At 62.5% G+C, this 24,513-nt stretch carries 25 protein-coding genes; 16 read left to right on the forward strand and 9 right to left on the reverse strand.

The window, feature by feature from the left end; genetic code table 11:
- Positions 1–212: 212 nt before the first annotated feature.
- Positions 213–743, forward strand: coding sequence for a MarR family winged helix-turn-helix transcriptional regulator (locus PQ467_RS12645; protein WP_274173742.1), 531 nt, complete (start codon positions 213–215; stop codon positions 741–743).
- Positions 744–818: 75 nt separating this feature from the next.
- Here PQ467_RS12645 and eno read toward each other — a convergent pair whose 3' ends face one another.
- Positions 819–2,105: a phosphopyruvate hydratase gene (gene eno, locus PQ467_RS12650; protein WP_168602554.1), complete on the reverse strand. Its 1,287-nt coding sequence runs from the start codon at positions 2,103–2,105 to the stop codon at positions 819–821.
- Between the two features lie 171 nt (positions 2,106–2,276).
- On the opposite strand from eno, the gene PQ467_RS12655 reads away from it, so the two are divergent.
- From PQ467_RS12655 to PQ467_RS12670, 4 genes are all read left to right on the forward strand, one after another.
- Positions 2,277–2,819: a hypothetical protein gene (locus tag PQ467_RS12655; RefSeq protein ID WP_274173743.1), complete on the forward strand. Its 543-nt coding sequence runs from the start codon at positions 2,277–2,279 to the stop codon at positions 2,817–2,819.
- 95 nt (positions 2,820–2,914) lie between these two features.
- The gene (locus PQ467_RS12660; RefSeq protein WP_274173744.1) at positions 2,915–3,304 is read left to right on the forward strand and encodes a phage holin family protein; all 390 of its coding nucleotides are present in this window, start codon (positions 2,915–2,917) and stop codon (positions 3,302–3,304) included.
- Entirely contained in the window at positions 3,301–3,675 is a 375-nt protein-coding gene (locus PQ467_RS12665) for a hypothetical protein (RefSeq protein ID WP_274173745.1), read from the forward strand. Before PQ467_RS12660 ends, PQ467_RS12665 begins: the two co-directional genes overlap by 4 nt.
- Positions 3,676–3,794: 119 nt before the next feature.
- Complete coding sequence (locus PQ467_RS12670) at positions 3,795–4,016, forward strand: DUF4170 domain-containing protein (protein ID WP_172342426.1); 222 nt, start codon at positions 3,795–3,797, stop codon at positions 4,014–4,016.
- A 99-nt stretch (positions 4,017–4,115) separates the two neighbouring features.
- On the opposite strand, the gene greA is transcribed toward PQ467_RS12670, so the two are convergent.
- From greA to carA, 3 genes are all read right to left on the reverse strand, one after another.
- A complete protein-coding gene (gene greA / locus PQ467_RS12675) occupies positions 4,116–4,592 on the reverse strand; it encodes a transcription elongation factor GreA (RefSeq protein ID WP_274173746.1) in 477 nt (158 codons plus the stop codon).
- A gap of 117 nt (positions 4,593–4,709) precedes the next feature.
- Complete coding sequence (gene carB, locus PQ467_RS12680; protein ID WP_274173747.1) at positions 4,710–8,024, reverse strand: carbamoyl-phosphate synthase large subunit; 3,315 nt, start codon at positions 8,022–8,024, stop codon at positions 4,710–4,712.
- Positions 8,024–9,190, reverse strand: a complete 1,167-nt coding sequence (gene carA, locus PQ467_RS12685) for a glutamine-hydrolyzing carbamoyl-phosphate synthase small subunit (protein ID WP_274173748.1) — start codon at positions 9,188–9,190, stop codon at positions 8,024–8,026. The genes carB and carA overlap by 1 nt, the downstream gene beginning before the upstream one ends.
- 158 nt (positions 9,191–9,348) lie before the next feature.
- On the opposite strand from carA, the gene PQ467_RS12690 reads away from it, so the two are divergent.
- The 9 genes from PQ467_RS12690 to PQ467_RS12730 all read left to right on the forward strand — a co-directional run bounded on the left by PQ467_RS12690 (position 9,349) and on the right by PQ467_RS12730 (position 18,149).
- The gene (locus tag PQ467_RS12690) at positions 9,349–9,801 is read left to right on the forward strand and encodes a GatB/YqeY domain-containing protein (protein ID WP_274173749.1); all 453 of its coding nucleotides are present in this window, start codon (positions 9,349–9,351) and stop codon (positions 9,799–9,801) included.
- Positions 9,801–11,705, forward strand: coding sequence for a DNA primase (gene dnaG / locus PQ467_RS12695; protein WP_274173750.1), 1,905 nt, complete (start codon positions 9,801–9,803; stop codon positions 11,703–11,705). The genes PQ467_RS12690 and dnaG overlap by 1 nt, the downstream gene beginning before the upstream one ends.
- 12 nt (positions 11,706–11,717) lie before the next feature.
- Positions 11,718–13,751, forward strand: coding sequence for an RNA polymerase sigma factor RpoD (gene rpoD, locus PQ467_RS12700; RefSeq protein ID WP_274173751.1), 2,034 nt, complete (start codon positions 11,718–11,720; stop codon positions 13,749–13,751).
- 216 nt (positions 13,752–13,967) lie between these two features.
- Positions 13,968–14,405, forward strand: a complete 438-nt coding sequence (gene rpiB / locus PQ467_RS12705; RefSeq protein ID WP_274173752.1) for a ribose 5-phosphate isomerase B — start codon at positions 13,968–13,970, stop codon at positions 14,403–14,405.
- Positions 14,406–14,428: 23 nt separating this feature from the next.
- On the forward strand, positions 14,429–15,727 hold the full coding sequence (glyA, locus tag PQ467_RS12710) for a serine hydroxymethyltransferase (protein ID WP_274173753.1): 1,299 nt from the start codon (positions 14,429–14,431) through the stop codon (positions 15,725–15,727).
- Positions 15,728–15,730: 3 nt separating this feature from the next.
- Positions 15,731–16,195 carry a transcriptional regulator NrdR gene (nrdR, locus tag PQ467_RS12715; protein ID WP_274173754.1) on the forward strand — a complete coding sequence of 155 codons (465 nt, stop codon included), beginning with the start codon at positions 15,731–15,733 and terminating at the stop codon, positions 16,193–16,195.
- Positions 16,192–16,965: an RNA methyltransferase gene (locus PQ467_RS12720; protein ID WP_274173755.1), complete on the forward strand. Its 774-nt coding sequence runs from the start codon at positions 16,192–16,194 to the stop codon at positions 16,963–16,965. The genes nrdR and PQ467_RS12720 overlap by 4 nt, the downstream gene beginning before the upstream one ends.
- Before the next feature lie 212 nt (positions 16,966–17,177).
- Positions 17,178–17,789 (forward strand): 30S ribosomal protein S4, encoded by a 612-nt coding sequence (gene rpsD, locus PQ467_RS12725; protein ID WP_168602541.1) that lies wholly within the window; start codon positions 17,178–17,180, stop codon positions 17,787–17,789.
- A 168-nt stretch (positions 17,790–17,957) separates the two neighbouring features.
- Entirely contained in the window at positions 17,958–18,149 is a 192-nt protein-coding gene (locus tag PQ467_RS12730) for a hypothetical protein (protein WP_274173756.1), read from the forward strand.
- A gap of 235 nt (positions 18,150–18,384) precedes the next feature.
- On the opposite strand, the gene tgt is transcribed toward PQ467_RS12730, so the two are convergent.
- Positions 18,385–19,512 carry a tRNA guanosine(34) transglycosylase Tgt gene (gene tgt, locus PQ467_RS12735; protein ID WP_274173757.1) on the reverse strand — a complete coding sequence of 376 codons (1,128 nt, stop codon included), beginning with the start codon at positions 19,510–19,512 and terminating at the stop codon, positions 18,385–18,387.
- A 75-nt stretch (positions 19,513–19,587) separates the two neighbouring features.
- Between tgt and bla the strand changes: the two genes are divergently transcribed.
- Entirely contained in the window at positions 19,588–20,478 is an 891-nt protein-coding gene (bla, locus tag PQ467_RS12740) for a subclass B3 metallo-beta-lactamase (RefSeq protein ID WP_274173758.1), read from the forward strand.
- Positions 20,475–21,230 carry a TSUP family transporter gene (locus PQ467_RS12745; RefSeq protein ID WP_274173759.1) on the forward strand — a complete coding sequence of 252 codons (756 nt, stop codon included), beginning with the start codon at positions 20,475–20,477 and terminating at the stop codon, positions 21,228–21,230. Before bla ends, PQ467_RS12745 begins: the two co-directional genes overlap by 4 nt.
- A 15-nt stretch (positions 21,231–21,245) precedes the next feature.
- Here the strand turns inward: PQ467_RS12745 and PQ467_RS12750 are convergent, their stop codons facing one another.
- The 4 genes from PQ467_RS12750 to PQ467_RS12765 all read right to left on the reverse strand — a co-directional run bounded on the left by PQ467_RS12750 (position 21,246) and on the right by PQ467_RS12765 (position 24,418).
- Positions 21,246–21,704 carry a hypothetical protein gene (locus PQ467_RS12750; RefSeq protein WP_274173760.1) on the reverse strand — a complete coding sequence of 153 codons (459 nt, stop codon included), beginning with the start codon at positions 21,702–21,704 and terminating at the stop codon, positions 21,246–21,248.
- Between the two features lie 250 nt (positions 21,705–21,954).
- Positions 21,955–22,584, reverse strand: coding sequence for a hypothetical protein (locus PQ467_RS12755; RefSeq protein ID WP_274173761.1), 630 nt, complete (start codon positions 22,582–22,584; stop codon positions 21,955–21,957).
- Positions 22,585–22,665: 81 nt separating this feature from the next.
- The gene (queA, locus tag PQ467_RS12760; RefSeq protein ID WP_274173762.1) at positions 22,666–23,694 is read right to left on the reverse strand and encodes a tRNA preQ1(34) S-adenosylmethionine ribosyltransferase-isomerase QueA; all 1,029 of its coding nucleotides are present in this window, start codon (positions 23,692–23,694) and stop codon (positions 22,666–22,668) included.
- 7 nt (positions 23,695–23,701) lie between these two features.
- Complete coding sequence (locus PQ467_RS12765; RefSeq protein WP_274173763.1) at positions 23,702–24,418, reverse strand: peptidylprolyl isomerase; 717 nt, start codon at positions 24,416–24,418, stop codon at positions 23,702–23,704.
- Between the last annotated feature and the right edge of the window lie 95 nt (positions 24,419–24,513).

A 24,513-nucleotide genomic window follows, 5' to 3' on the forward strand; every position in this document is an offset into this window, starting at 1 on the left:
CCATTAATGCCTTTACCGCAGCTGCACACTTGGACGCCTGTTTGCACGCTTTGAGCGATTACTTCATTTCCGATGAAAGTCGGTCGAAAGGGGATTAATCGGTATTACCCCTAATATTCCCAATGCCCCCGCTTGGGTTAAACTACGCAGACACCAGTAGCTATTTCTGCTGCTGGCACGTTTTGCTGCTAGTATGGGGGACACCGCAAAGGATGAACTGGACCGACAGAAATCCTGCCGCGCTGGCCGGCGCGGCGCCTCAGATCTGGAAAGAGCCCGTAGAGGGCGCCCAGCCCGTCAACCAACGCCTGCGCACGCTGGCGCAATCGCTGCTCAATGCCGCCATCGAACTGGAAAAGGCGCCGCCTGCGGTGCCGCTGGACGATGGCGCAACGGGCATCGGCGCAAGGCCTAAATCAGACCCGGCCGAGCAGGCCCAACAGCTTTACCGCGAACGCCGCCGCCGGATCGAGGCCTTTGGCGATGACACGCTGTTTGGCGAGCCCGCGTGGGACATCCTGCTCGACCTGTTCGTGGCCGGAGAGCGGGGCAAGCGCGTGGCCGTGACCAGCGCCTGCATCGGCTCGGGCGTGCCCAGCACAACGGCGCTGCGCTGGCTCAATGTGCTGGAGGTGCGCGGCATGGTCGAGCGCGAGGATGACAATCACGACGCGCGGCGCTCTTTCGTGCGCCTGACCGCCAAGGCGCGGGCGATGATGCTCGACTATTTCGCCAATCTCTGACGCCTGCCGGGGGGCAAAGCAAAAGGGCGGGGAGACAACTCCCCGCCCTTTCCATTTCGGCGTCTTAAAGGCTGTTTAAACCTTCAGGCGGCCAAAGGCGCTCTTGCCGGCGTAAAGCGCGGCGACGCCCAGCTGCTCTTCAATGCGGATCAGCTGGTTATACTTGGCCAACCGGTCCGAACGGGCCAGCGAGCCGGTCTTGATCTGGCCGCAGTTGGTGGCAACCGCGAGGTCGGCGATGGTCGCGTCCTCGGTTTCGCCCGAACGGTGGCTCATCACGGCGGTGTAGCCAGCGCGCTGGGCCATGCTCACGGCTTCCAGCGTCTCGGTCAGCGTGCCGATCTGGTTGACCTTGACCAGCAGCGAGTTGGCCAAGCCCTGATCAATGCCCATCGACAGACGCTTGGGGTTGGTCACGAACAGGTCGTCACCCACCAGCTGCACCTTGTCACCGATCAGGTTGGTAAGCGCCGCCCAGCCTTCGAAATCGTCTTCGCTCATGCCGTCCTCGATCGAGATGATCGGATAATCGGCCGAGAGCTTGGCCAGATATTCGGCAAATTCGACCGGCGAGAGCGAGAGGCCTTCGCCGCTGATTTCATACTTGCCGTTCTTGAAGAATTCGGTCGAGGCGCAGTCGAGCGCGAGCAGGATATCGCTGCCCAGCTTGAAACCGGCCTTTTCGATCGAGGTCGAGACGAAATCGAGCGCAGCGCGCGTGCTGGCGATGTTGGGGGCAAAGCCGCCTTCGTCACCAACGGCGGTGGCGAGACCCTTTTCGTGCAGGCCCTTTTTCAGCGTGTGGAAGATTTCCGCGCCCCAGCGCACCGCCTCGGCAATCGAGTCGGCGCCGACCGGCATGATCATGAATTCCTGGAAATCGATCGGGTTGTCGGCATGTTCGCCACCGTTGATGATGTTCATCATCGGCACGGGCAGGACATGGGCCGAAACGCCGCCGACATAGGAATAGAGCGGCAGGCCGCGCGCGTCGGCGGCAGCCTTGGCCGTGGCCAGCGAGACGCCCAGAATGGCATTGGCGCCGATGCGGCCCTTGTTGGGCGTGCCGTCCAGTTCGATCATGGCAAGGTCGATGTCGCGCTGATCTTCAGCATCGACGCCGACGAGCGCTTCGTGGATTTCGGAATTCACTGCTTCCACCGCCTTGGTGACGCCCTTGCCCAGATAGCGGCTCTTGTCGCCATCGCGCAGTTCAACCGCCTCATGCGCGCCGGTGCTGGCGCCCGAGGGCACGGCGGCGCGGCCAAAGCTGCCGTCTTCGAGCAGCACATCGACTTCGACCGTGGGATTGCCACGGCTGTCCAGAATTTCGCGAGCGTGGATGTCGATAATCGCGGTCATGGCGTGTTCATCTCCTCTCGGACACCTTTCAGATGCCCTCAAGGCAATTCCCTTAGCAGCGGAACCTTGGCAGGCAAGGTGCATTGCAGCATGATAGGAACGAGGCGAGCAAATCGATGCGAATTCATCACGCGATTCTCTACGCCCCGCCCAACAGAAGGATGACAAGCCATGGCCGATGAAACCAACGCTCTTGTTGCCGACGCTGCCGAAGCCGTGAACGAAACGGCCGAAGGCGTGAAGGCCAAGTTCAGCAAGGCGATTGACGATGCGCGCGCGGGCGCCCTCGCGCTGGGCAAGGATTTGCAGGAAAAGGCGGCTCCTTACGCGGAAAAGCTTTCGAGCGGCGATTTGCTGGCCGAAGCCAAGGCCATTGGCGAACAGGCCAAGGAACGCGCGCTCAATCTGGCCGCCGACGGCAAGGTGAAGGCTAGCGATGCCATCACCTCGCTGGGCAAGGTGGTTGCCGACAATGCCGGGCTGGTCGATGACAAGCTGGGCGGCAAATATGGCGATTATGCCCGCAGCGCGGCCCGCGCCCTTCAGGAAACCGGCGCCAAGCTGGAATCCAAGGATCTGGAGGCTCTGGGCAAGGAAGCCACCGAATTTGTGAAAAAGAACCCGGTTATTGCCGCCGGTGCCCTGATTGCGGTGGGCTTTGCGCTGACCAAGCTGTTGAGCAGCAAAAGCGAAGACAAAACCGAAGAAGCATAAGCGCCGAAGAAGCATAAGCCGTAAGGCATAAGCTGAAGGCGCCGGGCGGCCTTGCGCTGTCCCGGCGCCTTTACGCAAGCATTGAAGGGGGCCTGATGCCCAAGCATCGGCAAGACAACAGCGAGATCGAAGAGCCCACCCTCGAAGAGCCCAGTCTCGAAGAGGATGTGCGCGGGCTTTTCTCATCCACCCGCGCCGCATTCGACAGCGAAATCGAATATCAGAAAGCGCGCGCCGCTTTGGCACTGCGCCTTGCCCTGCGGATCGCGGCGCTGGGGGCGCTGGCGCTGGCGCTGGTGTTCTTCCTGCTGATGGCGCTGATCATGGGTTCCCTGCTGGGTCTGGCGGCCCTGCTGGGGCCGTGGGGAGCCATGGGCGTCGTGGTGGGGCTGTTGCTGCTGATCACGCTCTGGAGCGTTGTGACGGTCAAGCGCAGCGTCTCGCGGCTGACTGCGCTGTTTTCCGGATCGGAGCCTGACGCATGAGCCCCGCCGAGGAAAAACTGGCCCAGCTGCGGGCCACGCGTGATGCCGCCCGCGCCGAATTTCTCAGCCGGTCGGCCCGTATCCGCGCTCTGGCCGAGCCGGGGGAATTGAGCCGCCGGATCACCCGCGATGTGCAGGTGCAGGGGCGCAAGGCGCTCTCTCAGGCGATGGAGATTGCAGCGGACGAACGCGGCCTGTTGGCGGGCACGCTGACCGCGGTAATGCTCTGGTTTGCGCGCAAGCAGATCTTTGCCAAGGCGGTTGAATTGGCCCCCAAGGCCCGGCCTGCGTGGAGCGCCGCGCGCGAGAAGCTGGCCTCTGGCGTGGCAAAAATCCGCGCCCTCCTGCCCCACAAGGGCGAAGGGGTATAAAACTTGCGCAAAACGCAATCAGAATATGCTTGATTTCAACCTTGGTGGTGCTTGCTGATCGGCTTGGCCGAATGCTATGGCAAAGGCTCAATCCTCCAATTTGCTGGAAACAAGCCATCATGTCCCAACTTCTCCACCTCGTCATCGGCGGTCGTGTGCGTGACCCGCAGGGCCTCGATTTCGTGGACCTCAGCGCGCTTGATTACGTCGGCGTGTTTCCCGATTACGCTTCGGCCGTGGAAGCATGGCGCGGCGCCGCCCAGCGCAGCGTTGACGATGCCGAGATGAAGTATGTCGTCGTCCATCTGCACAAGTTGCTGGAACCCGGCCACGAACATTGATCTTTTATTGGCTTTGATCGCCCCGCGATCAATCCGGCCAAAACAGAAAAGGCCCCACCGGATGGCGGGGCCTTTTTCCTTGGGCAAAACCGGGATGGATCAGATGAATTCGATCTTTTCCACCACATAGAAACGCTCGCCCGCAGGCACGCGCACCTCGATCTCGTCCTCGACCTTCTTGCCGATCAGCGCCCGGCCCAGCGGCGAGACATAGCTGATCCGCCCCAGCTTGGCGTCCGCCTCATAGGGGCCGACAATCTGATAGCGCACCGGCTTGTCGTCATCGTCGAGCAAAGTGACGGTGGCGCCAAAAATGATCTTGTCGCCCGAAAGCGTGGTGGGGTCGATGATCTGGGCCCGGCTGATCTTGTCCTCAAGATCGGCGATCGTGGCTTCAACCTGCCCCTGACGCTCCTTGGCGGCGTGATATTCCGCATTTTCGGAAAGGTCGCCATGCGCGCGCGCTTCCTCGATCGCGTCAACGATCCGGGGGCGCTCTTCCCGCAGCGCCTTCAGCTCGGCCGTCAGCTTTTCATAGCCAATCGCCAGCATCGGCAGCTTTTCGATACTTGCCATCCGTGAAACTTCCTTCATGGCCCTTCCCTCCGCCGGGACAGTCGGAGGCACCGCCCCGCATTCTCATCGAAAACGCGGGGGAATGCCTTCCAACTTTTGCGGAAAGGACGTGGTCGGTCAGCTATAATAGGCTTGCAACGGGCACACTTCAAGACTGGCCGAGCGCATGGCGCCAATCGCTTCCACAGCCGCAACGCTGCCCGCCGCGGTGGTGAAATAGGGCACCTTGTTGCCAAGGGCGGCCTGACGGATGCTCTGCGAGTCCTTCAGGCTCTGCCAACCCTCGGTGGTGTTGAACACCAGCGCCACGCCGCCATCGATGATCCGGTCAACGATATGCGGGCGCCCTTCGGCCACCTTGTTGACCAGTTCGACGGCCACACCCGCCTCGGCCAGGAACTTCTGCGTCCCGCCCGTGGCGATCAGCTTGAAGCCCAGATCGACCAGCTTGCGCGCGGCAGGCAGCACGACCGGCTTGTCCGTGTCCTTGACCGAAATGAACACCACGCCTTCCTGAGGCAGCTTGACGCCCGCGCCCAACTGGCTCTTGGCAAAGGCCGTGGCGAAATCCTTGTCGAGGCCCATGACCTCGCCGGTGGACTTCATTTCGGGGCTCAGCACCGGATCGACGCCGGGGAAACGGGCAAACGGGAACACCGCTTCCTTGACCGCCATATAGGGCAGATCGCGGCGGAACGGCGGGAACGTGTCCAGCTTTTCGCCCGCCATCACGCGCGCGGCGATCTTGGCGACCGGCTGACCGATGGCCTTGGCCACGAAAGGCACCGTGCGCGAGGCGCGCGGGTTGACCTCGATAAGGTAAACCTCGCCATCCTTGACCGCGAACTGGATGTTCATCAGCCCCTTGACGCCCAGCGCCAGCGCCAGCGCTTCGGCCTGACGCTCCATCTCGGCGATGATTTCGGCCGAGAGGCTGTAGGGCGGCAGGGTGCAGGCGCTGTCGCCAGAGTGAATGCCGGCCTCTTCGATATGCTGCATCACGCCCGCCACGACGACCTTTTCGCCATCGCACAGCGCATCAACGTCGCATTCGATCGCATCGCGCAGATACTGATCGATCAGCACCGGCGAGTCGCCCGACACCTGCACCGCCGTGGCGATATAGTCATCCAACTGTGCAACGCTGTCGACGATCTCCATCGCCCGGCCGCCCAGCACATAGGACGGGCGCATCAGCACCGGATAGCCGATGCGGTTGGCCACATTCACGGCCTCGTCGCGGCTGCGGGCGATGCCGTTGGCGGGCTGCTTCAGGCCAAGCTGTTCGACCAGTGCGGCGAAACGCTCGCGGTCTTCGGCAAGGTCGATGGCATCCGGGCTGGTGCCCAGAATGGGGATCCCTGCGTCTTCCAGCGCCTGCGCCAGCTTGAGCGGGGTCTGCCCACCAAACTGCACGATCACGCCGACCAGCTCACCCTTCGACTGTTCAACCGTCAGGATTTCCAGCACGTCCTCGGCCGTCAGCGGCTCGAAGTAGAGGCGGTCCGAGGTGTCATAGTCGGTCGAAACCGTTTCCGGGTTGCAGTTGACCATGATGGTTTCATAGCCAACCTCTTCCAGCGCAAAGCAGGCGTGGCAGCAGCAATAGTCGAACTCGATGCCCTGACCGATACGGTTCGGGCCGCCGCCCAGGATCACGATCTTCTTGCGGTCGGACGGATCAGCCTCGTTCTCGGCCTCGCCAAACATCGGCGCTTCATAGGTCGAGTACATATAGGGCGTGATCGCCTCGAACTCGGCCGCGCAGCTGTCGATGCGCTTGAACACCGGGCGCACGTTCAGGCGATGACGCAGCGCGCGCACCTCGGCCTCGCTGGTGGCGCCCACCATCGCTTCGACCACATCATGCAGCAGGCCCGAGCGCGCCATATTGGGGCTGCCCGCCAGCGAAGCGGATTGCACCGCCAGCTTGGCCAGACGCTTGTCCGAGAAGCCCATGGCCTTCAGACGGCGCAGACCCTCGGCATCATTGGGCAGACCGTTCTTGGCCACCTCGGCCTCGGCCGCGATGATTTCCTCGATATGGGCCAGGAACCAGGGATCGTAATGCGTGATCCGGTTGATGTCGGCGGCGGTGAAGCCTTCGCGGAAGGCCTGCGCCACCACCAGCAGGCGGTCGGGCGTGGCGCGCGACAGGGCGGCCGTGATCTCGTCACGGCTTGCGCCCACCAGCTCATCGACACGGTTGAAACCGTCGAGACCCGTTTCCAGTCCCCGCAGCGCCTTTTGCATCGATTCCTTGATGTTGCGCCCGATCGCCATCACCTCGCCCACCGATTTCATCGCGGTGGAGAGCAGCGGCTCGGAGCCCTTGAACTTTTCAAAGGCAAAGCGCGGGATCTTGGTCACGACATAGTCGATGCTGGGCTCAAACGAGGCGGGCGTGGCGCCCGTGATCTCGTTGGTCAGCTCGTCCAGCGTATAGCCCACGGCCAGCTTGGCCGCGACACGCGCGATGGGGAAGCCGGTGGCCTTGGACGCCAGCGCCGAGGAGCGCGACACGCGCGGGTTCATTTCGATGACGATCAGACGGCCATCGGCGGGGTTCACCGCAAACTGGACGTTCGATCCGCCCGTTTCCACGCCGATCTCGCGCAGCACGTTGAGCGAGGCGGTCCGCATGATCTGATATTCTTTGTCCGTCAGCGTCAGCGCGGGCGCGACCGTGATCGAGTCGCCCGTATGCACGCCCATCGGATCGATATTCTCGATCGAGCAGATGATGATGGAATTGTCGTTCTTGTCGCGAACAACCTCCATCTCATATTCCTTCCAGCCGAGGAGCGATTCTTCGATCAGAACCTCGGTGGTGGGGCTGGCTTCAAGGCCGCCCTTCACGATCTTTTCAAATTCGGCCTTGTTATAGGCGATGCCGCCGCCCGTGCCGCCCAGCGTGAAGGAGGGGCGGATGATCGAAGGCAGGCCGGTGCGTTCCAGCACCGCAAAGGCTTCCTCAAGCGTGTGGGCGACGCCGCTGCGTGCGCTTTCCAGGCCGATCTTGTCCATCGCCTCGCGGAACCGCTGGCGGTCTTCGGCCTTGTCGATGGCGTCGGCGTCGGCGCCGATCATCTGCACGCCGTATTTTTCCAGCGTACCGTCCTCAAACAGCGCCAGCGCGGTGTTGAGCGCGGTCTGGCCGCCCATCGTGGGCAGCACCGCATCGGGGCGCTCCTTTTCGATGATCTTGGCGACCATGGCCGGGGTGATCGGCTCGATATAGGTCGCATCGGCCATTTCCGGGTCGGTCATGATCGTGGCCGGGTTCGAGTTGACCAGGATGACCCGGTAACCCTCTTCCTTCAGCGCCTTGATCGCCTGCGTGCCGGAATAGTCAAACTCGCAAGCCTGACCGATGATGATGGGCCCCGCGCCAATGACGAGGATCGAGGAGATGTCTGTCCGCTTAGGCATCAGGCAATGCTCTCAATGAATTTCGTGAAAAGATAAAAGCTGTCCATCGGCCCGGGCGAGGCTTCGGGGTGATACTGCACCGAGAAGGCTTTCTTGCCCGTGATCTCGATGCCGCAGTTCGATCCGTCAAACAGCGACTTGTGGGTTTCCACCACGCCCTCGGGCAGCGTTGCCGCGTCCACCGCGAAACCGTGGTTCATGGATGTGATTTCGACCACACCCTCGGCCATGCGCTTGACCGGATGGTTCGCGCCGCGATGGCCCTGGTGCATCTTGATGGTCCGCGCGCCGGCGGCCAGCGCCAGCATCTGGTGGCCCAGACAAATGCCGAAGATCGGCATGCCCTGATCCAGCAGCGCCTTGATCACCGGCACGGCGTAAACGCCCGTCGCCGCCGGATCGCCGGGGCCGTTCGAGAGGAACACGCCATCGGGCTTGAGGCCGAGGATGACCTCAAGCGGGGTTTCGGCGGGAACCACGGTGACGGTTGCGCCCGCTGCGACCAGATTGCGGAAGATGTTGTCCTTGGCGCCGAAATCCATCGCCACGACATGCGGGCGCGGATCGTGGGGCGAACGGCCATAGCCCTTGCCCAGATGCCAGATGCTGCCTTCCCAGTTCTGCTGGGCCTTGCGGCTGACGATCTTGGCCAGATCCATGCCTTCAAGGCCGGGCCACTGCTGCGCCTTGGCCAGCAGCGCGGGAATGTCGAATTCGCCCGCCTCGTTATAGGCGATGACAGCATTGGGCGCGCCCGACAGGCGAATGCGGCGCGTCAGCGCGCGGGTGTCGAGCCCGGCGATGCCGATCTTGCCCTTGGCCTTCATCCAGGCGTCAAATCGCCCTTCGGAGCGGAAGTTCGAAGGTTTGGTCACATCCTCGCGCACGATGCAGCCGACCGCGCCGTCAACGGCCGCTTCGTTGTCTTCGTGGTTGACGCCGACATTGCCGATATGGGGAAAGGTGAAAGTCACGATCTGGCCCGCATAGCTGGGGTCAGTCATGATTTCCTGATAGCCGGTGATGGAAGTGTTGAAACACACTTCGCCAACCGCGCTGCCCTGGGCGCCGAAGCCTCGGCCCCAGGCGACATAACCATCGGCCAGTACCAGGACGGCAGTGGCGCCAAGTGGTTTAGGCGCAAGCGAATGGGCGGGGTCTGCCATGGGGGGCGCTCCGTGAGAAGGTTTCAACAATGGGTGCTAAGGCCCGCCCGCTAGACCCCATCCCCCTTTCCGTCAACCTATCAAAAGCGGAAAAATCCCGCTAGGGTTATGCGCCAAGCCGCGAAATGCGCAAAACTCCACGGGAAAGTCTTAGAAAAATGATCCGCGATTCGATCAAGGCCGCGCAGGTGGCCGCCATGAAATCGGGCGACAAGGCCCGCCTTGCCGCCGTGCGCCTCATTCTGGCCAAGCTGAAGGACAAGGATATCGAACTGCGCACCGCGTCCAGCATCCCCGATGACGATGTGATCGTCACCGATGTGCTGCAAAAGATGGTGAAACAGCGCCGCGAATCGATCTCCATGTATGAGCAGGGCGGCCGCCCCGAACTGGCCGCCGCAGAGGCCGCAGAGGTTGCCGTGATCGAGGACTTCCTGCCCGCGCAAATGGGCGAGGACGAGGTCAAGGCCGCGATCGAGGCGATCAAGGCCGAAGTGGGCGCCACCAGCATCAAGGATATGGGCAAGGTTGTCGGGGCGCTGAAGGCCCGCCACGGCACCCAGATCGACATGGGCAAGGCCAGCGCCTTGGTAAAGGCCGCGCTCGCTTAATGTCCCTCTCGCCCCAGTTCCTTGATGAATTGCGCAGCCGGATCACGCTGTCGGCCATCATCGGCCGCACCGAGCGCGTGACCAAGGCGGGGCGCGAGTTCAAGGCCTGTTGCCCGTTTCACCATGAAAAGACGCCCAGCTTCACCATCAATGATGAAAAGGGCTTCTACCACTGCTTTGGCTGCGGCGCGCATGGCGATGTCATCCGCTGGATGACGGATCAGCGCGGCCTGTCCTTTATGGATGCGGTGAAACAACTGGCCGAGGAGGCGGGGATGGAAGTCCCCGCCCCCGACCCAAGGCAGGCCCAGCGCGCGGAAAAGCAGAAGAGCCTGCACGATGTGATGGGCGCGGCGCAGGCGTTTTTCGTCGACCAACTGGCCAGCCCGGAAGGCGGACAGGCGCGCTCCTATCTGGCCTCGCGCGGGTTTTCGCAGGCCGTGTGCCGCGAATTCGGCTTTGGCTATGCGCCCGAGGGGCGGCAGGCGCTGAAGGGCGCTTTGGGCCAGTTCCCCGAGGCGATGCTGATCGAGGGCGGCCTGCGGATTGTGGTCGAGGACAAGGAGCCATATGACCGGTTCCGGGGCCGCCTGATGCTGCCCATCCACGATCCGCGCGGGCGGGTGATCGCCTTTGGCGGGCGCATTCTGGCCACGCACAAGACCGATGCGCCCAAATATCTCAACTCGCCTGACACGCCTTTGTTCGACAAGGGCCGCACGCTTTACAACCACCATCGCGCCTCGCCCGCCTCGCGGCAATCGGGGCGGATCATCGTGGTTGAAGGCTATATGGACGTCATCGCTCTGGCGGCGGCGGGGTTTCATGATGCGGTGGCGCCGCTGGGCACAGCGCTCACCGAGACGCAGATCGAAATGATCTGGCGCATGGTGCCGATGCCGATCCTTTGTTTTGACGGAGATAGCGCGGGGCAAAGGGCAGCGATGCGCGCCGTTACACGCGCGCTGCCGCTGCTACGCCCCGGCCATTCCCTGCGCATCGTGCGCATGCCCCAGGGCCAGGACCCGGACGAGCTCATCAAGGCGCGCGGCCCCGGCGCCATGGAAGAAGCGCTGGCAGGCGCGCAAAGCCTGCTCGACACGCTCTGGACCCACGAAGTGGATGCCGCGCCCACCAACAGCCCGGAGGAAAAGGCGGGCCTGAAGGCGCGGTTGATGGCCCATGTCGACACGATTGCCGACAATGACATCAAGGCGCTCTATCGCCGCGACCTGCTTGAGCGCTTCTCCGCCTTCGCCTTTCCCCGGCGCGAGGACAATCGCGCGCCGTGGCAGCCGCGCGCGCCGCGCACCCAACAGCGAGGCGGAAGTTTCGGGCGCGATATTCCCCCGCCCCTGCCCCATCAGGAAACCGCGCAGCGCCTCCAGCGCCCAGCCAACCCGTTTCGCGCCGCCACGATCGAGGCGGTGCTGGCGGGCCTGACCCGCATGCCCGGCGAAATCGCCCGCCATGCCAGCCTGCTGGCGCGGCTGGCGAATGAAGATGCGCGATGCGATGTGCTCCTTGATGCGCTTGATGACGCAGCGCCCCTTGAAAGCGCCGACATCAGCACCATCTTGGCCTCGAAAGGCTTCACCCCTCCAGAAACAACACCTCGTCCGGGCATGGGCTTCTCCTTCCTTTGCGAATCGGGGGATGGCGCCAGAGGACAATTGGCCGACGTGTTGAGCCTGCTGGTTGAGTTGCCTGAGATTGAAGCGGAACTGGCCAAAACCGCCCAAAGCGGCGAGGTAACCGATGAAAGTTGGGCGGAACAGCAAAGATTGTTGGTCCGTTTGCGCGATTTGAAAAAAAGAGAACTGGATTTGAAGGCGCGACTCGGCCAAATGGCGGTTGCACAGGATAATGCTGCGGCGGCATCGCCCGATGCCGCGCACCTCTAGATGGCGTATAGGATGGACGAAGAGATTTCTGGCGCGGACATGTCGGACGGCGGCAAGGGCGAAGGCGGCGACGCCCCCCTGATCGACCTCAATGAAGCCTCGATCAAGAAGCTGATTGCCCGCGCCAAGCGTCGCGGCATCATCACCTATGACGAATTGAACGAGGCCCTGCCTCAGGACCAGTTCTCGAACGACCAGATCGAGGACATCATGGCCGCCATCAGCGAGATGGGCGTCAACATCGTGGAAAGCGATGAGGACGCGGTCGAGCAGGATGACAATGCGGCCGACGATGTGGACGATTCCGATTCGATGATGGCCGACAAGCCGGCCATCGAGAAGAAGAAGGAAACCATCGAACGCACCGATGACCCGGTGCGCATGTATCTGCGCGAAATGGGCGCGGTCGAACTGCTCAGCCGCGAGGGCGAAATCGCCATCGCCAAGCGGATCGAGGCCGGTCGCGACACGATGATTCTGGGCCTGTGCGAAAGCCCGATCACCTTCCACGCCATTATCCAGTGGTCCGAGGCGCTCAACAACGGCGAAATGCAGCTGCGCGAGATCCTCGATCTCGACGCGATGCTGTCCAAGGAGCCGCAGCCGGAAAACCTCTCGGAAGACGGTGAAGAAGCCGATGGCGAGATTTCCGAAGCCACCGCCGGCCCTTCCTTCAAGGAGGAAGAGGACATCGAGGAAACCGAATCCGCCGATGAGGAGGATGAGGACGGCATCGAGCGACGCGCCAAGCGCCCCGTTGAGGAAGAGGAAGAGGACAACACCCTCTCGCTCGCCCAGATGGAAGCGCAGCTCAAGCCCGAAGCGCTGGAGAAGTTCGCGCTTATCACCGATCTGTTCTACAGCTTTGAAAAGGCCCAGGCAGAGCGGCTCGAATTCATGGCCGTCGGCAATGACTATCCGGCGGACAAGGAACGCACCTATCAGCAATTGCGCGAAGACCTGACCGCGCAGGTGGAAAGCGTGCAGTTCCATGGCCAGAAGATCGAATATCTGGTCGACAATCTCTATGCCTTCAACCGCCGCCTGACCGCCCTTGGTGGCCAGATGCTGCGTTTGGCCGAGCGTCACAAGGTCAGCCGCAAGGACTTCCTTGAGGCCTATGTCGGTCGCGAGTTGGACGACAACTGGCTGGCCAGCGTTCAGGGCAAGGACAAGAAGTGGACGGCCTTTGCCGTCAACGAAGGCGACGCCGTCGAGCGCATCCGCGCCGAGGTTTCGGACATTGCCAGCCAGACCGGCATGGCTCTGCCTGAGTTCCGCCGCATCGTGAACATGGTGCAAAAGGGCGAACGCGAAGCGCGCATCGCCAAGAAGGAAATGGTGGAAGCCAACCTTCGCCTCGTGATCTCGATTGCCAAGAAGTACACGAACCGTGGCCTGCAATTCCTTGATCTTATTCAGGAAGGCAACATCGGCCTGATGAAGGCGGTGGACAAGTTCGAGTATCGCCGCGGCTATAAGTTCAGCACCTATGCCACGTGGTGGATCCGTCAGGCCATTACCCGCTCCATCGCGGATCAGGCCCGCACGATCCGTATTCCGGTGCATATGATCGAAACGATCAACAAGCTGGTGCGCACCAGCCGCCAGTTCCTGCACGAGCAGGGCCGCGAGCCGACGCCGGAAGAAATGGCCGAGCGTCTCTCGATGCCGCTCGAAAAGGTGCGCAAGGTGATGAAGATCGCCAAGGAGCCGATCTCCCTTGAAACGCCGATCGGCGACGAGGAAGATTCGCATCTGGGCGATTTCATCGAGGACAAGAACGCGATCATCCCCGTCGATGCCGCGATCCAGTCGAACCTCAAGGAAACCGTCACCCGCGTGCTGGCTTCGCTGACCCCGCGTGAGGAGCGCGTGCTGCGTATGCGCTTCGGCATCGGCATGAACACCGACCACACTTTGGAAGAAGTGGGCCAGCAGTTCAGCGTGACGCGCGAACGTATCCGTCAGATCGAGGCCAAGGCGCTGCGCAAGCTCAAGCACCCGAGCCGGTCGCGCAAGATGCGGTCGTTCCTCGACCAATAATTGCAGAAATCTTGATGCAAAAGGGCGCGATTCTATTGGGAATCGTGCCCTTTTTCGTTGAAATGCGATGGATAGCGGCATCACGGTGCCTGTCATGGCGCAAACGGGCCACGGATGTCGCAAAACTGCCGCTTTTGCCCCCCGATGGGGGTGGCCATGACGCGGTTTGACGCCTAAGGAGCCGCCAAGACGACTCTGCGGGAATGAGCCAGACCCATGAAAATCGCTATCGCTTCCGATCACGCCGCCGTCGGCCTCAAGGCCGAACTCGCCCAATTCCTGCGCGATGAAGGCCATGAGGTGAACGACCTTGGTCCGGCAACCGAGGACCGGGTGGATTATCCCGACTATGGCTACAAGCTGGCCGAGGCGGTGGCATCGGGTGAGGCGGAATATGGCGTGGCGCTTTGCGGCAGCGGCATCGGCATTTCCATCGCCGTCAACCGCCACCCGGCCCTGCGCTGCGCACTGGTGAGCGAACCGCTTTCGGCCGCCCTCGCGCGCGAGCACAACAATGCCAACGCCATCGCCATGGGCGCCCGCCTGACCGGCCCGGATATGGCCAAGGCCTGCCTCACCGCATTCCTCAGCACCGATTTCGGCGGTGGCCGCCATGCTGGCCGCGTTGAAAAGCTGACCAACCCCACCTTCTGATCCCTAAAAAGGACACGCATTCCATGACCGATATTCGCCCCGACGATTTCTTCACCGGCACGCTGTCTGATCGCGATCCCGTGATCGCTGGCTGGATCAACAAGGAACTGGGCCGTCAGCAGGACAAGATCGAACTGATCGCCAGCGAAAACATCTGCTCGACCGCCGTGCTTGAGGCCGCCGGTTCGATCCTGACCAACAAGTATGCCGAAGGCTATCCGGGCCGTCGCTATTACGGTGGCTGCGAATATGTGGACGAGATCGAACAGATCGCCATCGACCGCGCCAAGGAACTCTTCGGCGCCAATTTCGCCAATGTTCAGCCCAATTCGGGCAGCCAGATGAACCAGGCCGTGTTCCTCGCGCTTCTGACGCCGGGCGACACGTTCATGGGTCTGGACCTGAATTCGGGCGGCCACCTCACCCACGGCAGCCCCGTGAACATGAGCGGTAAGTGGTTCAACGTGGTGCCCTATGGCGTGCGCGAAGACAACCAGCTCATCGACATGGACGAGGTTGCCCGCATCGCTCGCGAGTGCAAACCCAAGCTGATCGTCTGCGGTGGCACGGCCTATTCGCGTGAATGGGACTGGGCCGGTTTCCGCGCGATTGCCGATGAAGTGGGCGCCTACCTGCTGGCCGACATGAGCCACATTTCGGGTCTGGTTGCGGGCGGCGCACATCCCTCGCCGGTGCCTTTCGCCCATGTCACCACCACCACTACGCACAAGAGCCTGCGCGGTCCGCGTTCGGGCATCATCCTCTCGAACGACGAGGCGATTGCCAAGAAGCTGAACAGCGCGATCTTCCCCGGCCTTCAGGGCGGCCCGCTGATGCATATCATCGCGGCCAAGGCGGTGGCTTTTGGTGAAGCGCTCCAGCCTTCGTTCAAGGCCTATGCGGCCCAGATCAAGGCGAACGCCAAGGCGCTGGCCGACAGCCTTCAGGCCGAAGGTCTGGGCATCGTGTCGGGCGGCACCGACAACCACCTGATGCTGGTTGACCTGCGCCCCTATGGCGCCAAGGGCAAGCATGCGGAAAAGGCGCTCGACCGCGCCAGCATCACCTGCAACAAGAACTCGATCCCCTTCGACGATGAAAAGCCCCTGCTGACCAGCGGCATCCGTCTGGGTACCCCCGCCGGGACCACCCGTGGTTTCCGCGAGGAGGAGTTCACGCAGATCGGCAAGTGGATCGCGCAAGTGGTTGACGGCCTTCGCAAGAATGGCCCCGAAGGCGATGCGCAGGTCGAAGCCCGCGTGGCCGCCGAAGTGGCCGAAATGTGCGCCCGCTTTCCGATCTATCCCAAGCTGGGCTACTGATCCTTGCGCTGTCCGTTCTGCGCCTGTGACAATACGCAGGTGAAAGATTCGCGCCCGACGGAGGACAATACGTCCATCCGTCGGCGCCGACAGTGCGAGGGCTGCGGCGCGCGTTTCACCACGTTTGAACGGGTGCAATTGCGCGAAATCACCGTGGTGAAGAGCAACGACCAGCGCGAGCCTTTCGACCGGGCCAAGATCGAGCAATCGGTCGCGCTGGCCTGTCGCAAACGCGGCATCGCGCAGGAGCGGCTGGATCAGCTTGTCTCGGGCATCCAGCGCCAGATCGAAACGCTGGGCGACAGCGAAGTGCCCTCCAAGGCGATTGGCGAGATGGTGATGGAAGGGCTGCGCGCATTGGACAGCGTGGCCTATATCCGCTTTGCCAGCGTCTATCGCGACTTTTCCGAAGCGCGCGATTTCGAGGAATTTGCGGGTAACGTGCGCGACGCGGGGCATAAGAAATGAAACCTGTTATCGTCCTTGTGCGCCCGCAATTGGGCGAGAATATCGGCAAGGCGGCGCGCGCCATGCTCAACTTCGGCTTGGTCGAAATGCGGCTGGTGTCGCCCCGCGATGGCTGGCCCAACCCCAGCGCGGGCCCGGCCGCAGCAGGCGCGGACATCGTGCTGGAACAGGCGCAGGTGTTTGAAACGCTCGCCGAGGCCGTGGCCGATTGCCCGCATGTCTATGCCACCACGGTGCGCAAGCGCGGCGTGACCAAGCCTGTGCTGACGCCCGAGGCCGCCACGCGCGAAATTCACGCCCAGCCGGGGCGCAGCGCGATCATCTTTGGCCCCGAACGCTCGGGGCTGGAGACCGATGACGTGGCGCTGGCCCGCGCAATCATCACCGTGCCGATCAATCCGGAATTCGGCTCGCTCAATCTGGCGCAGGCGGTGATCCTGTGCGCCTATGAGTGGTCGAAGGGCGTGGCCTTGGAACAGCCCCCCGCCGAGGATATGCTACCCCCTGCCCCTCAGGAAGAGCTGGAGGGGCTGATCAACCACCTCGACAGCCTGCTGGAGCCGCGCGGCTATTATTTCCCCGAGGCGCGGGCCGATGCCACGCGGCGCACCTTGCGCACCATGCTGACCAAACCGGCGTGGAACCATCTGGAAGTGCGCACGATGCGCGGGGTTCTCTCCACGTTGATGCGCGAGCCGGGCGTGCCGCCGCCGCCCCGCGTCAAGCCGGCGCCCAAGACAGACGACGAATCCGGCAACACGGGGGATTGACAAAATCCGTCATTCCCGCCAAGGGCGCCCCTTCACAAGGATGGCGCCCACCCGGCGCCGTATTCCATTGGCCCTGCATGTCCGGTGAAGCAGTGGCCGCCTGAAAGCCTTTGGCCTTCAGGGTGCGCGCCGGAACAGTCGGTCGAACCAGACCGGCAAACGCAGGCACGAGGCATTCCGCCCCGTGCCGTATAGCAAATGTAAGGAAGACTATGTCGAAGCGTCATGCCTCGAAGTACAAGATTGATCGCCGCCTTGGCGAAAACATCTGGGGCCGTCCCAAGTCGTCGGTGAACCGCCGCTCGTATGGCCCCGGCCAGCACGGCCAGCGCCGCAAGAGCAAGATCTCGGACTTCGGGATCCAGCTGCGCGCCAAGCAGAAGCTCAAGGGCTACTATGGCGACATCACCGAAAAGCAGTTCAAGCGCACCTATCAGGAAGCGTCGCGCATGAAGGGCGACACCGGTCAGAACCTGATCGGCCTGCTCGAACAGCGCCTGGACGCGGTGGTCTATCGCTCGAAGTTCGCCCCCACCATCTTCTCGGCCCGTCAGGTCGTGTCGCACGGTCACATCTATGTGAACGGCGTGAAGTGCAACATCGCCTCGCGTCGCGTTCGCCCCGGCGACGTGATCAGCCTCGGCAAGAAGGCCAAGGAAATGGCCCTCATCGCTGAAGCCCAGGCCCTGCCCGAGCGCGAAGTGCCCGACTATGTGTCGCAGGACGCCGACAAGGTGACCTTCGTGCGCGTTCCGACGCTCGACGAAGTGCCCTATCCGGTGAAGATGGAACCGAATCTGGTCGTCGAATTCTATTCGCGCTAATTCGCTTCCCATCGGGAACAGACAGAGGGTGGAGAGCTTCGGCTTTCCGCCCTTTTTCTTTTTCGTAACAAAGGTTTTCCGGCTCGTTTCTGTCATCAGATCGTCGCTCTGATCGTTCATTTCGCCGCGATGAACGGAACCAATGCACATCAGAATCGTATGGCAGTCATGAACAAGCTCTATCGTTATGTCACCGCCCACCGCGTGGGCAAATGGTACCCCGATCTGGCGACTGCGCAGCGCTTTGCTTTCAAGATCGGCGCGGGATTCATGGCGGAAAAAAGCGGGCAATTTTCCACTTACATGGGCACCCGGCTCGAGGTGCTGATGCCCGACGGGCAAGTCATGAAGACGGCCTGAAGGGCTGAAAAGTAGGCCTCCGGCGGGCAAAGGGTGTTACACCCTTTGCAATCCCATGAATGGGTTGACGTAAAGGCTCACAGGTTTGGGATTGGATTATAGCGCCTGCGGCGCTGTCTATCGGCGCCGCAGGTTTTAAATGCTACCGCAGAGTCCCACACCTGATGCCGAACCCGATACGCAACGCAGACATTAACGGTAGCGCGAGGGACGAGTCCCTCGCATTCACATCTTCCTACTTCCCCGCAAAATACCTTGCCCGAAACCCTGCCGCAAACCCCGCAAACCGCCCTTCGGCAATCGCGGCGCGCATCCCCGCCATCAATTGCTGATAAAACGCGAGATTATGCTCGGTCATCAGCATCGCGCCCAGAATCTCTCCCGCCTTGTTCAGATGGTGCAGATAGGCCCGGCTGTAGGTGGCGCAGACCGAGCAGGTGCAATCCTCGTCGATCGGCCCGGTATCCTCGGCATGCTTGGCATTGCGGATGTTCAACGGCCCGCTCCACGTAAACGCCTGCCCATTGCGGCCAGAGCGGCTGGGCAGCACGCAGTCGAACATATCGACCCCGCGCTCGACCGCGCCGACCAGATCGTCGGGCTTGCCCACGCCCATCAGGTATCGCGGCTTGTCCTCGGGCAATTGGCCCGGCGCGAAGTCCAGCGTGGCGAACATCGCCTCCTGCCCCTCGCCCACGGCCAGCCCGCCGATGGCATAGCCGTCGAAGCCGATCTCCTGCAATTTGCCCGCCGAAATACCGCGCAGATCCTCATTGAGCCCGCCCTGCTGAATGCCGAACAACGCCGAGCGCGCGGCATGCTCCTCGCCGCTGTCAAAACCGTCACGGCTGCGCTTCGCCCAGCGCATCGACATCAGCATCGAACGCTCGATCACCTCTTTGGGCTGATCGGCGCGGGGGCATTCATCGAAAGCCATCACAATATCGCTGCCCAGTAAGCGCTGGATTTCCATGCTGCGTTCCGGCGTCAGATTGTGGCGGCTGCCGTCGATATGGCTGGCAAAAGTCACGCCCTCCTCGGTAATCTTGCGCAGATCGGACAGGCTCATCACCTGATAGCCGCCGCTGTCGGTCAGAATCGGGCGGTCCCAGTTCATGAACTTGTGCAGGCCGCCCAGCCGCGCCACCCGCTCGGCGCCGGGGCGCAGCATCAGGTGATAGGTGTTGCCCAGAATGATGTCGGCGCCGATCGAACGCACCGTCTCGGGCTTCATCGCCTTGACCGTCGCCGCCGTGCCCACGGGCATGAAGGCAGGCGTACGGATTTCGCCGCGCTGCATCTGGATGGTGCCGGTGCGCGCCTTGCCGTCGCGCGCGTGGATGTTGAATTGAAAACGGGTCATGGGGCCGCGCCTTACGCGCAAAAGCGAAGGCCCGCAATCTGGACGCGGCCCGGCCGGGCGTCTAGCGTCGCGCCCATGAAAAACGCAGCCCTGCTTCTCGCCCTTCTGGCCGCCCCCGCATCGGCAGCGGACGACCCGCTGACCCGCCCGATCACCACCAGCTATACCGACCGCTGGATGCAGCCGCGCGCGCCGATCCCCATCTATGGCAAGACATGGATGGCAGGATCGGTGCATCTCAACACGGCGGTGATCGATACGGGCGCGGGGCTGGTGGTGATCGACGCAGGCCTGCCGCAGTTTGAGCCGCAATTGAAGGCCCAGATCCGCAGCCTTGGTCACAAGCCTTCGGATGTGCGCTATATCCTCGTCACCGAGGCGCATTTTGACCATGCGGGGGGCGTCGCCGCCTTGGCGCGCGATTCGGGCGCGACGGTGATCGCCAGCCCCTATACGGTGGCCGCGCTGCGTAAAGGACAGACCGGGGTGGAAGACCCGCAGGATGGCGACCTCAAGCCCTTTCCCGCGCCGACGCGCCTGCGCGCCATCCGCGACGGGGGCCAGATCAAGCTGGGCGATACGGTGATCACCGCCCGTTTCACCCCCGGCCATACCGCCGGATCGACCAGTTGGACCTGGCAATCCTGCGCGCCCAAGACAGGGTGCCGCGCCATGGTCTTCATGGCCAGCATGAGCGCCACCTCCGCCGACACCTACCGCTTTTCCGCGCCCGAACACGCCGCCATCGTCGCCTCTTTCCGTCAATCCTTTGCCAAGGGGCGAGCCTTTCCCTGCAACTATCTGATCACCGGCCACCCCGAACACAGCCAGACCGATGACAAGGTTTCGGCCGCGATGCGCGCGCCGGGCAGCGTGAACTGGGAGGACAAGGGCGCCTGCGCCGCCACCATCGCGCGGTTCGAGGACCGTTTGAACACCACCCTCGCCCGTGAGGCCGCCAAGTGAACATTGACCCGATGTACCCCGCGCTGACCGGCGTTGCGGCCGTGGCGGGGTTTGTCGATGCGGTGGCGGGGGGCGGCGGGCTGATCACCGTGCCCGCGCTGATTTATGCGGGTCTGCCCCCGGCGATGGTGCTGGGTACGAACAAGCTGCAATCCTGCAGCGGGACGGCCTTGGCCACATGGCGCTATCACCGGGCGGGCCTGTTCGCGCTGCGGCCCAATCTGCTTACGGTGGGTTTCGTGCTGGTGGGCGCGGCGCTGGGCGCCTGGGCGGTGCAGCGGATCAGTCCGGGGGTGCTCAAGGTGATGGTGCCGGTGCTGCTGATCGCCATGGCGGCCTATACGCTGCTCAGCCCCAAGATGCATGACCTTGAGGGCGAGGCCAAGATCGGGGAACGGGCCTATCTGCCCGTCGCGGGCGGGATCGGTTTCTATGACGGCTTCTTTGGCCCCGGCACGGGTCAGTTCTTTGCCATCACGCTGGTTTCGCTGCGCGGCTTTGGCCTGACGCGGGCGACGGGCCTGACCAAGCTGTTCAACCTGACCAGCAATCTGGCCTCGCTCGCCATGTTTGCGCTGGGGGGGCAGATCATGGTGGCGCTGGGCCTATGCATGGCGCTGGGCTCCATGACCGGGGCGTGGGCAGGCGCGCATATGGCCACGCGGCTGGGGGCGAAATTCATCCGCCCGCTGCTGGTGACGGTCAGCCTTGCTCTTACCGCCAAGCTGGTGTGGGGCTGGTTCGCGGGATGAACCAGCCCGAGGGTTTTACTGCTGGATCAGGCGGATGAAATCCTGTTGATTGATCTGCGAGACATAGCTGCGCACAATGCCGCTGGCCACGCCCGGTGTTGCCGAGAGTTCGCGAATGGCAAAGCGCCAGAAGGCAGCGCCCGCCGCGCGAAACATCTGCGCGCTGCCCTGCTTGGCCAAAGGCTTGGCCACATCATAGCAATCCGTCACCACCAGCCGGGTGAAGATCCTCGCCACATCCTTGTCGAGCGCGGCCTTTTTCTCGGCATCGACCGTGACCACGCCCGCTGCCGGGGCCGAGGAGGCGATTTCGACCGCCACCCATTTGGACAGCACGGTCTTGTCCTCCGCCGTTGCCTTGCTGGTCACGCATTCGGCCAGCTTCTGCGAGCCTTCATCCACCGCCGGCGCCTGTGCCAGAGCGGGCGATGCGATCATGGCCAAAAGGCCTGCGATCCCGATTGTCTTTTTCATATCCGCCGTTCCTATCCATCCTGGCTTTTCGATCCGCGCCGAAACTGACTGAGCGCCAGTCCTAAGGCAAGCCGCAATTCGACCAGTCACTTGGGCCCAAGCAGGCTGGAAGCGCCGCAGGAATAGAAAAGGTCGCCTGAGTCCTGTCCAACCCCATCAGCACGGAAAACAGCATGACGCGCAAATGGGCGGACAGGCCAATCCCGGCAATGGGCAATTTCACCCACCCGAGCCCCGAACAAATGTTTCGTCAATGTTGGGTTATGCCGCGATATTCGTTCTTTTCATCCAACTTTTCGGCCGGCGGCTCGACATCATAAGCCAAGGGCCAGTTCAGTCCGTACTTGTCATAATAGATCTTGAGATCAGCCCTGGAATCGAGAAGCTCCGGCACTCCAGACCGGAAAGCCATCCATCGATCAGTAAGCCAGACGTTCAACGTCGCAGCAAGCGGGGCCTTGAGGGCATAATCATCATTCGTGCCGTGCTGGATTTGATAATGCAGCCTCCGGTTCAACTCGCCTATTATCTTATCCGTCGACGCCCCGGCAATGCATTGCAGATCGTAATCCGAAACGACAAGGCCCCCTGCCGCCGCCCCAATGCCCAGCATGGGATGCGTCTTGGCCTTTACGTCGGCGGGCTTGGGCTTGATCAACCCCAGATTAACCGACTGGACGTGGGCAAATGCAATGAAATTGGGACAGCGCGATATGATGATGCAGGCGTTGCGCCCCGACACATCGATGAAACTGTCAATATCCCTGCCCACCATTCCGGTAAGGAGCACGAAACGGCGCGCCAATTCGCTGCAATGCGTGTTTTGCCACGCATCGTAGCCGGTAGTCGCAAGAGCACCTGCCAATTTCGTGCTATTCATGGAACACTCCGACAGCAACGTCGCAGTATTTAAACAGGCGCCAGTGCCTCAATGCAAGTCCAATTCCATCCGAAATCGAGATCAGGGCAGCAACAGACTGGAATCACCGTAAGAATAAAAACGATAGCCGCTGGCGATGGCATGGGCATAGACCGCCTGCATCCTCTCCAGCCCCATCAGCGCGGAAACCAGCATGAACAGCGTGGATTTGGGCAGGTGGAAGTTGGTCATCAGCCCGTCGATGGCGCGGAAGCGATAGCCCGGCGTGATAAAGATCGAGGTATCGCCACTGAAGGGCCGGATCACGCCATCCTCACCAGTCGCCGATTCGAGCAGGCGCAGCGAGGTTGTCCCCACCGCTATCACCCGGCCCCCCGCGCGGCGGGCGGCATTCAGACGCTCGGCGGCCTCGGGGCTGATCGTGCCCCATTCTGCGTGCATCTGGTGGTCCGTCGTGTCATCCGCCTTGACCGGCAGGAACGTGCCCGCGCCCACGTGGAGCGTGAGAAATTCGCGCGCGATGCCTGCCGCATCCAATCCGGCGATCAACTCGGGCGTGAAGTGCAGCGCCGCCGTAGGAGCCGCCACCGCGCCGTCTTTTTGCGCAAACATCGTCTGATAATCGCGCTTGTCAGCCTCATCGGTGGGCCGCTTGCCCGCGATATAGGGCGGCAGGGGCATCCGTCCGGCGCGCTCCAGCAGGACCTCAACCGGCTCCTCGCCATGAAAGGCCAGCGTCCAACTGCCGTCGGCATGGCGCGCCTCGGCCGTGGCGGATACATCGGCCGGGAAAGCGATCACATCGCCTTCGCGCAGGCGCTTGCCATTGCGGACGAACGCCTGCCAGCGGCGCAGGTCGATGCGTTTGTGCAGCGTCGCGCCAATGCGCGCCTCGCCCCGCGTCCCCTCCAACTGCGCCGGGATCACCCGCGTGTCGTTGAACACCAGCACATCGCCCGCGCGCAGCAATTGCGGCAGGTCGCGCACCTGATGCTCGCCAAAATCGCCGGAGGGGCCAGCCAGCAGCATTCGCGCCGAATCGCGCGGAGACACGGGCCTCAGCGCGATATTTTCGGGCGGCAGGACGAAATCAAACAGATCGACGCGCAAGACAGCCTCAGTTCGAACGCGAGTTGTTCAACTGATCAATGCTGATCTTGGCCGGAGCCGCAGGCGGGGCGTAAGCCGGGCGCGGCTTGTTGTCCGAGGCGATCGAGGCCTGGACGATCTTGGTCGGATTGCTGGGCGGCTCGCCGCGCACGATCGCGTCAACAATGTCCATGCCCGCAATCACACGGCCAAAGTTCGTGTAGCGCTTATCCAGCGCAAAGCGCGGATAGAAAACGATAAAGAACTGGCTGTTGGCGGTATCGGGCTCATTGGTGCGCGCCATCGAGACCGAGCCGCGCACATGCGGGATCGAATTGAATTCAGCCTTCAAATCCGGCAGCTTGGAGCCGCCAGCACCCGTGCCCGTCGGATCGCCGGTCTGGGCCATAAAGCCCTCGATCACGCGGTGGAAAATGATGCCGTCATAAAAACCCTGCCGGGTCAGCGTCTTGATACGATCAACATGGGTGGGCGCCCATTTCGGCATCAGGCGGATCGCCACACGGCCGCCGTTCGACAGATCAAGCAACAGCACATTGTCGGGATCATGCGAGATGTCCTGATCGACCTTGGCCGACAGATTGGCCGCAGGCAGCGCCGCCTCGGCCTTCAGATTGGCCAGCTTGGGCGTTTTGTCTTGATGGCGGGCACAGGCCCCGGTGGACAGCATCGCAGCGCCCAGCAGCACAGCAAACGCGGTTTTGGCGAAATCAGGACGTTTCATGCGGCTCTCTTGCAAGTATGGCACCCAAGGCCCGGCTTGGGACCAATTGCGGCGGCGATAGACCGCCAAGGCTGTCGTGGCAATGAACCAGTCAC

The sequence above is a fragment of the Novosphingobium sp. KACC 22771 genome (assembly GCF_028736195.1).
In the GTDB taxonomy this organism is placed as follows: Bacteria; Pseudomonadota; Alphaproteobacteria; order Sphingomonadales; family Sphingomonadaceae; genus Novosphingobium.

What these genes read in the sequence shown, in the direction of transcription:
- PQ467_RS12645 (WP_274173742.1), top strand. Translation starts at nt 213, where the DNA reads ATGAACTGGACCGACAGAAATCCTGCCGCGCTGGCCGGCGCGGCGCCT.
- eno (WP_168602554.1), bottom strand. Translation starts at nt 2,105, where the DNA reads ATGACCGCGATTATCGACATCCACGCTCGCGAAATTCTGGACAGCCGT.
- PQ467_RS12655 (WP_274173743.1), top strand. Translation starts at nt 2,277, where the DNA reads ATGGCCGATGAAACCAACGCTCTTGTTGCCGACGCTGCCGAAGCCGTG.
- PQ467_RS12660 (WP_274173744.1), top strand. Translation starts at nt 2,915, where the DNA reads ATGCCCAAGCATCGGCAAGACAACAGCGAGATCGAAGAGCCCACCCTC.
- PQ467_RS12665 (WP_274173745.1), top strand. Translation starts at nt 3,301, where the DNA reads ATGAGCCCCGCCGAGGAAAAACTGGCCCAGCTGCGGGCCACGCGTGAT.
- PQ467_RS12670 (WP_172342426.1), top strand. Translation starts at nt 3,795, where the DNA reads ATGTCCCAACTTCTCCACCTCGTCATCGGCGGTCGTGTGCGTGACCCG.
- greA (WP_274173746.1), bottom strand. Translation starts at nt 4,592, where the DNA reads ATGGCAAGTATCGAAAAGCTGCCGATGCTGGCGATTGGCTATGAAAAG.
- carB (WP_274173747.1), bottom strand. Translation starts at nt 8,024, where the DNA reads ATGCCTAAGCGGACAGACATCTCCTCGATCCTCGTCATTGGCGCGGGG.
- carA (WP_274173748.1), bottom strand. Translation starts at nt 9,190, where the DNA reads ATGGCAGACCCCGCCCATTCGCTTGCGCCTAAACCACTTGGCGCCACT.
- PQ467_RS12690 (WP_274173749.1), top strand. Translation starts at nt 9,349, where the DNA reads ATGATCCGCGATTCGATCAAGGCCGCGCAGGTGGCCGCCATGAAATCG.
- dnaG (WP_274173750.1), top strand. Translation starts at nt 9,801, where the DNA reads ATGTCCCTCTCGCCCCAGTTCCTTGATGAATTGCGCAGCCGGATCACG.
- rpoD (WP_274173751.1), top strand. Translation starts at nt 11,718, where the DNA reads ATGGACGAAGAGATTTCTGGCGCGGACATGTCGGACGGCGGCAAGGGC.
- rpiB (WP_274173752.1), top strand. Translation starts at nt 13,968, where the DNA reads ATGAAAATCGCTATCGCTTCCGATCACGCCGCCGTCGGCCTCAAGGCC.
- glyA (WP_274173753.1), top strand. Translation starts at nt 14,429, where the DNA reads ATGACCGATATTCGCCCCGACGATTTCTTCACCGGCACGCTGTCTGAT.
- PQ467_RS12720 (WP_274173755.1), top strand. Translation starts at nt 16,192, where the DNA reads ATGAAACCTGTTATCGTCCTTGTGCGCCCGCAATTGGGCGAGAATATC.
- rpsD (WP_168602541.1), top strand. Translation starts at nt 17,178, where the DNA reads ATGTCGAAGCGTCATGCCTCGAAGTACAAGATTGATCGCCGCCTTGGC.
- PQ467_RS12730 (WP_274173756.1), top strand. Translation starts at nt 17,958, where the DNA reads ATGAACAAGCTCTATCGTTATGTCACCGCCCACCGCGTGGGCAAATGG.
- tgt (WP_274173757.1), bottom strand. Translation starts at nt 19,512, where the DNA reads ATGACCCGTTTTCAATTCAACATCCACGCGCGCGACGGCAAGGCGCGC.
- bla (WP_274173758.1), top strand. Translation starts at nt 19,588, where the DNA reads ATGAAAAACGCAGCCCTGCTTCTCGCCCTTCTGGCCGCCCCCGCATCG.
- PQ467_RS12750 (WP_274173760.1), bottom strand. Translation starts at nt 21,704, where the DNA reads ATGAAAAAGACAATCGGGATCGCAGGCCTTTTGGCCATGATCGCATCG.
- PQ467_RS12755 (WP_274173761.1), bottom strand. Translation starts at nt 22,584, where the DNA reads ATGAATAGCACGAAATTGGCAGGTGCTCTTGCGACTACCGGCTACGAT.
- PQ467_RS12765 (WP_274173763.1), bottom strand. Translation starts at nt 24,418, where the DNA reads ATGAAACGTCCTGATTTCGCCAAAACCGCGTTTGCTGTGCTGCTGGGC.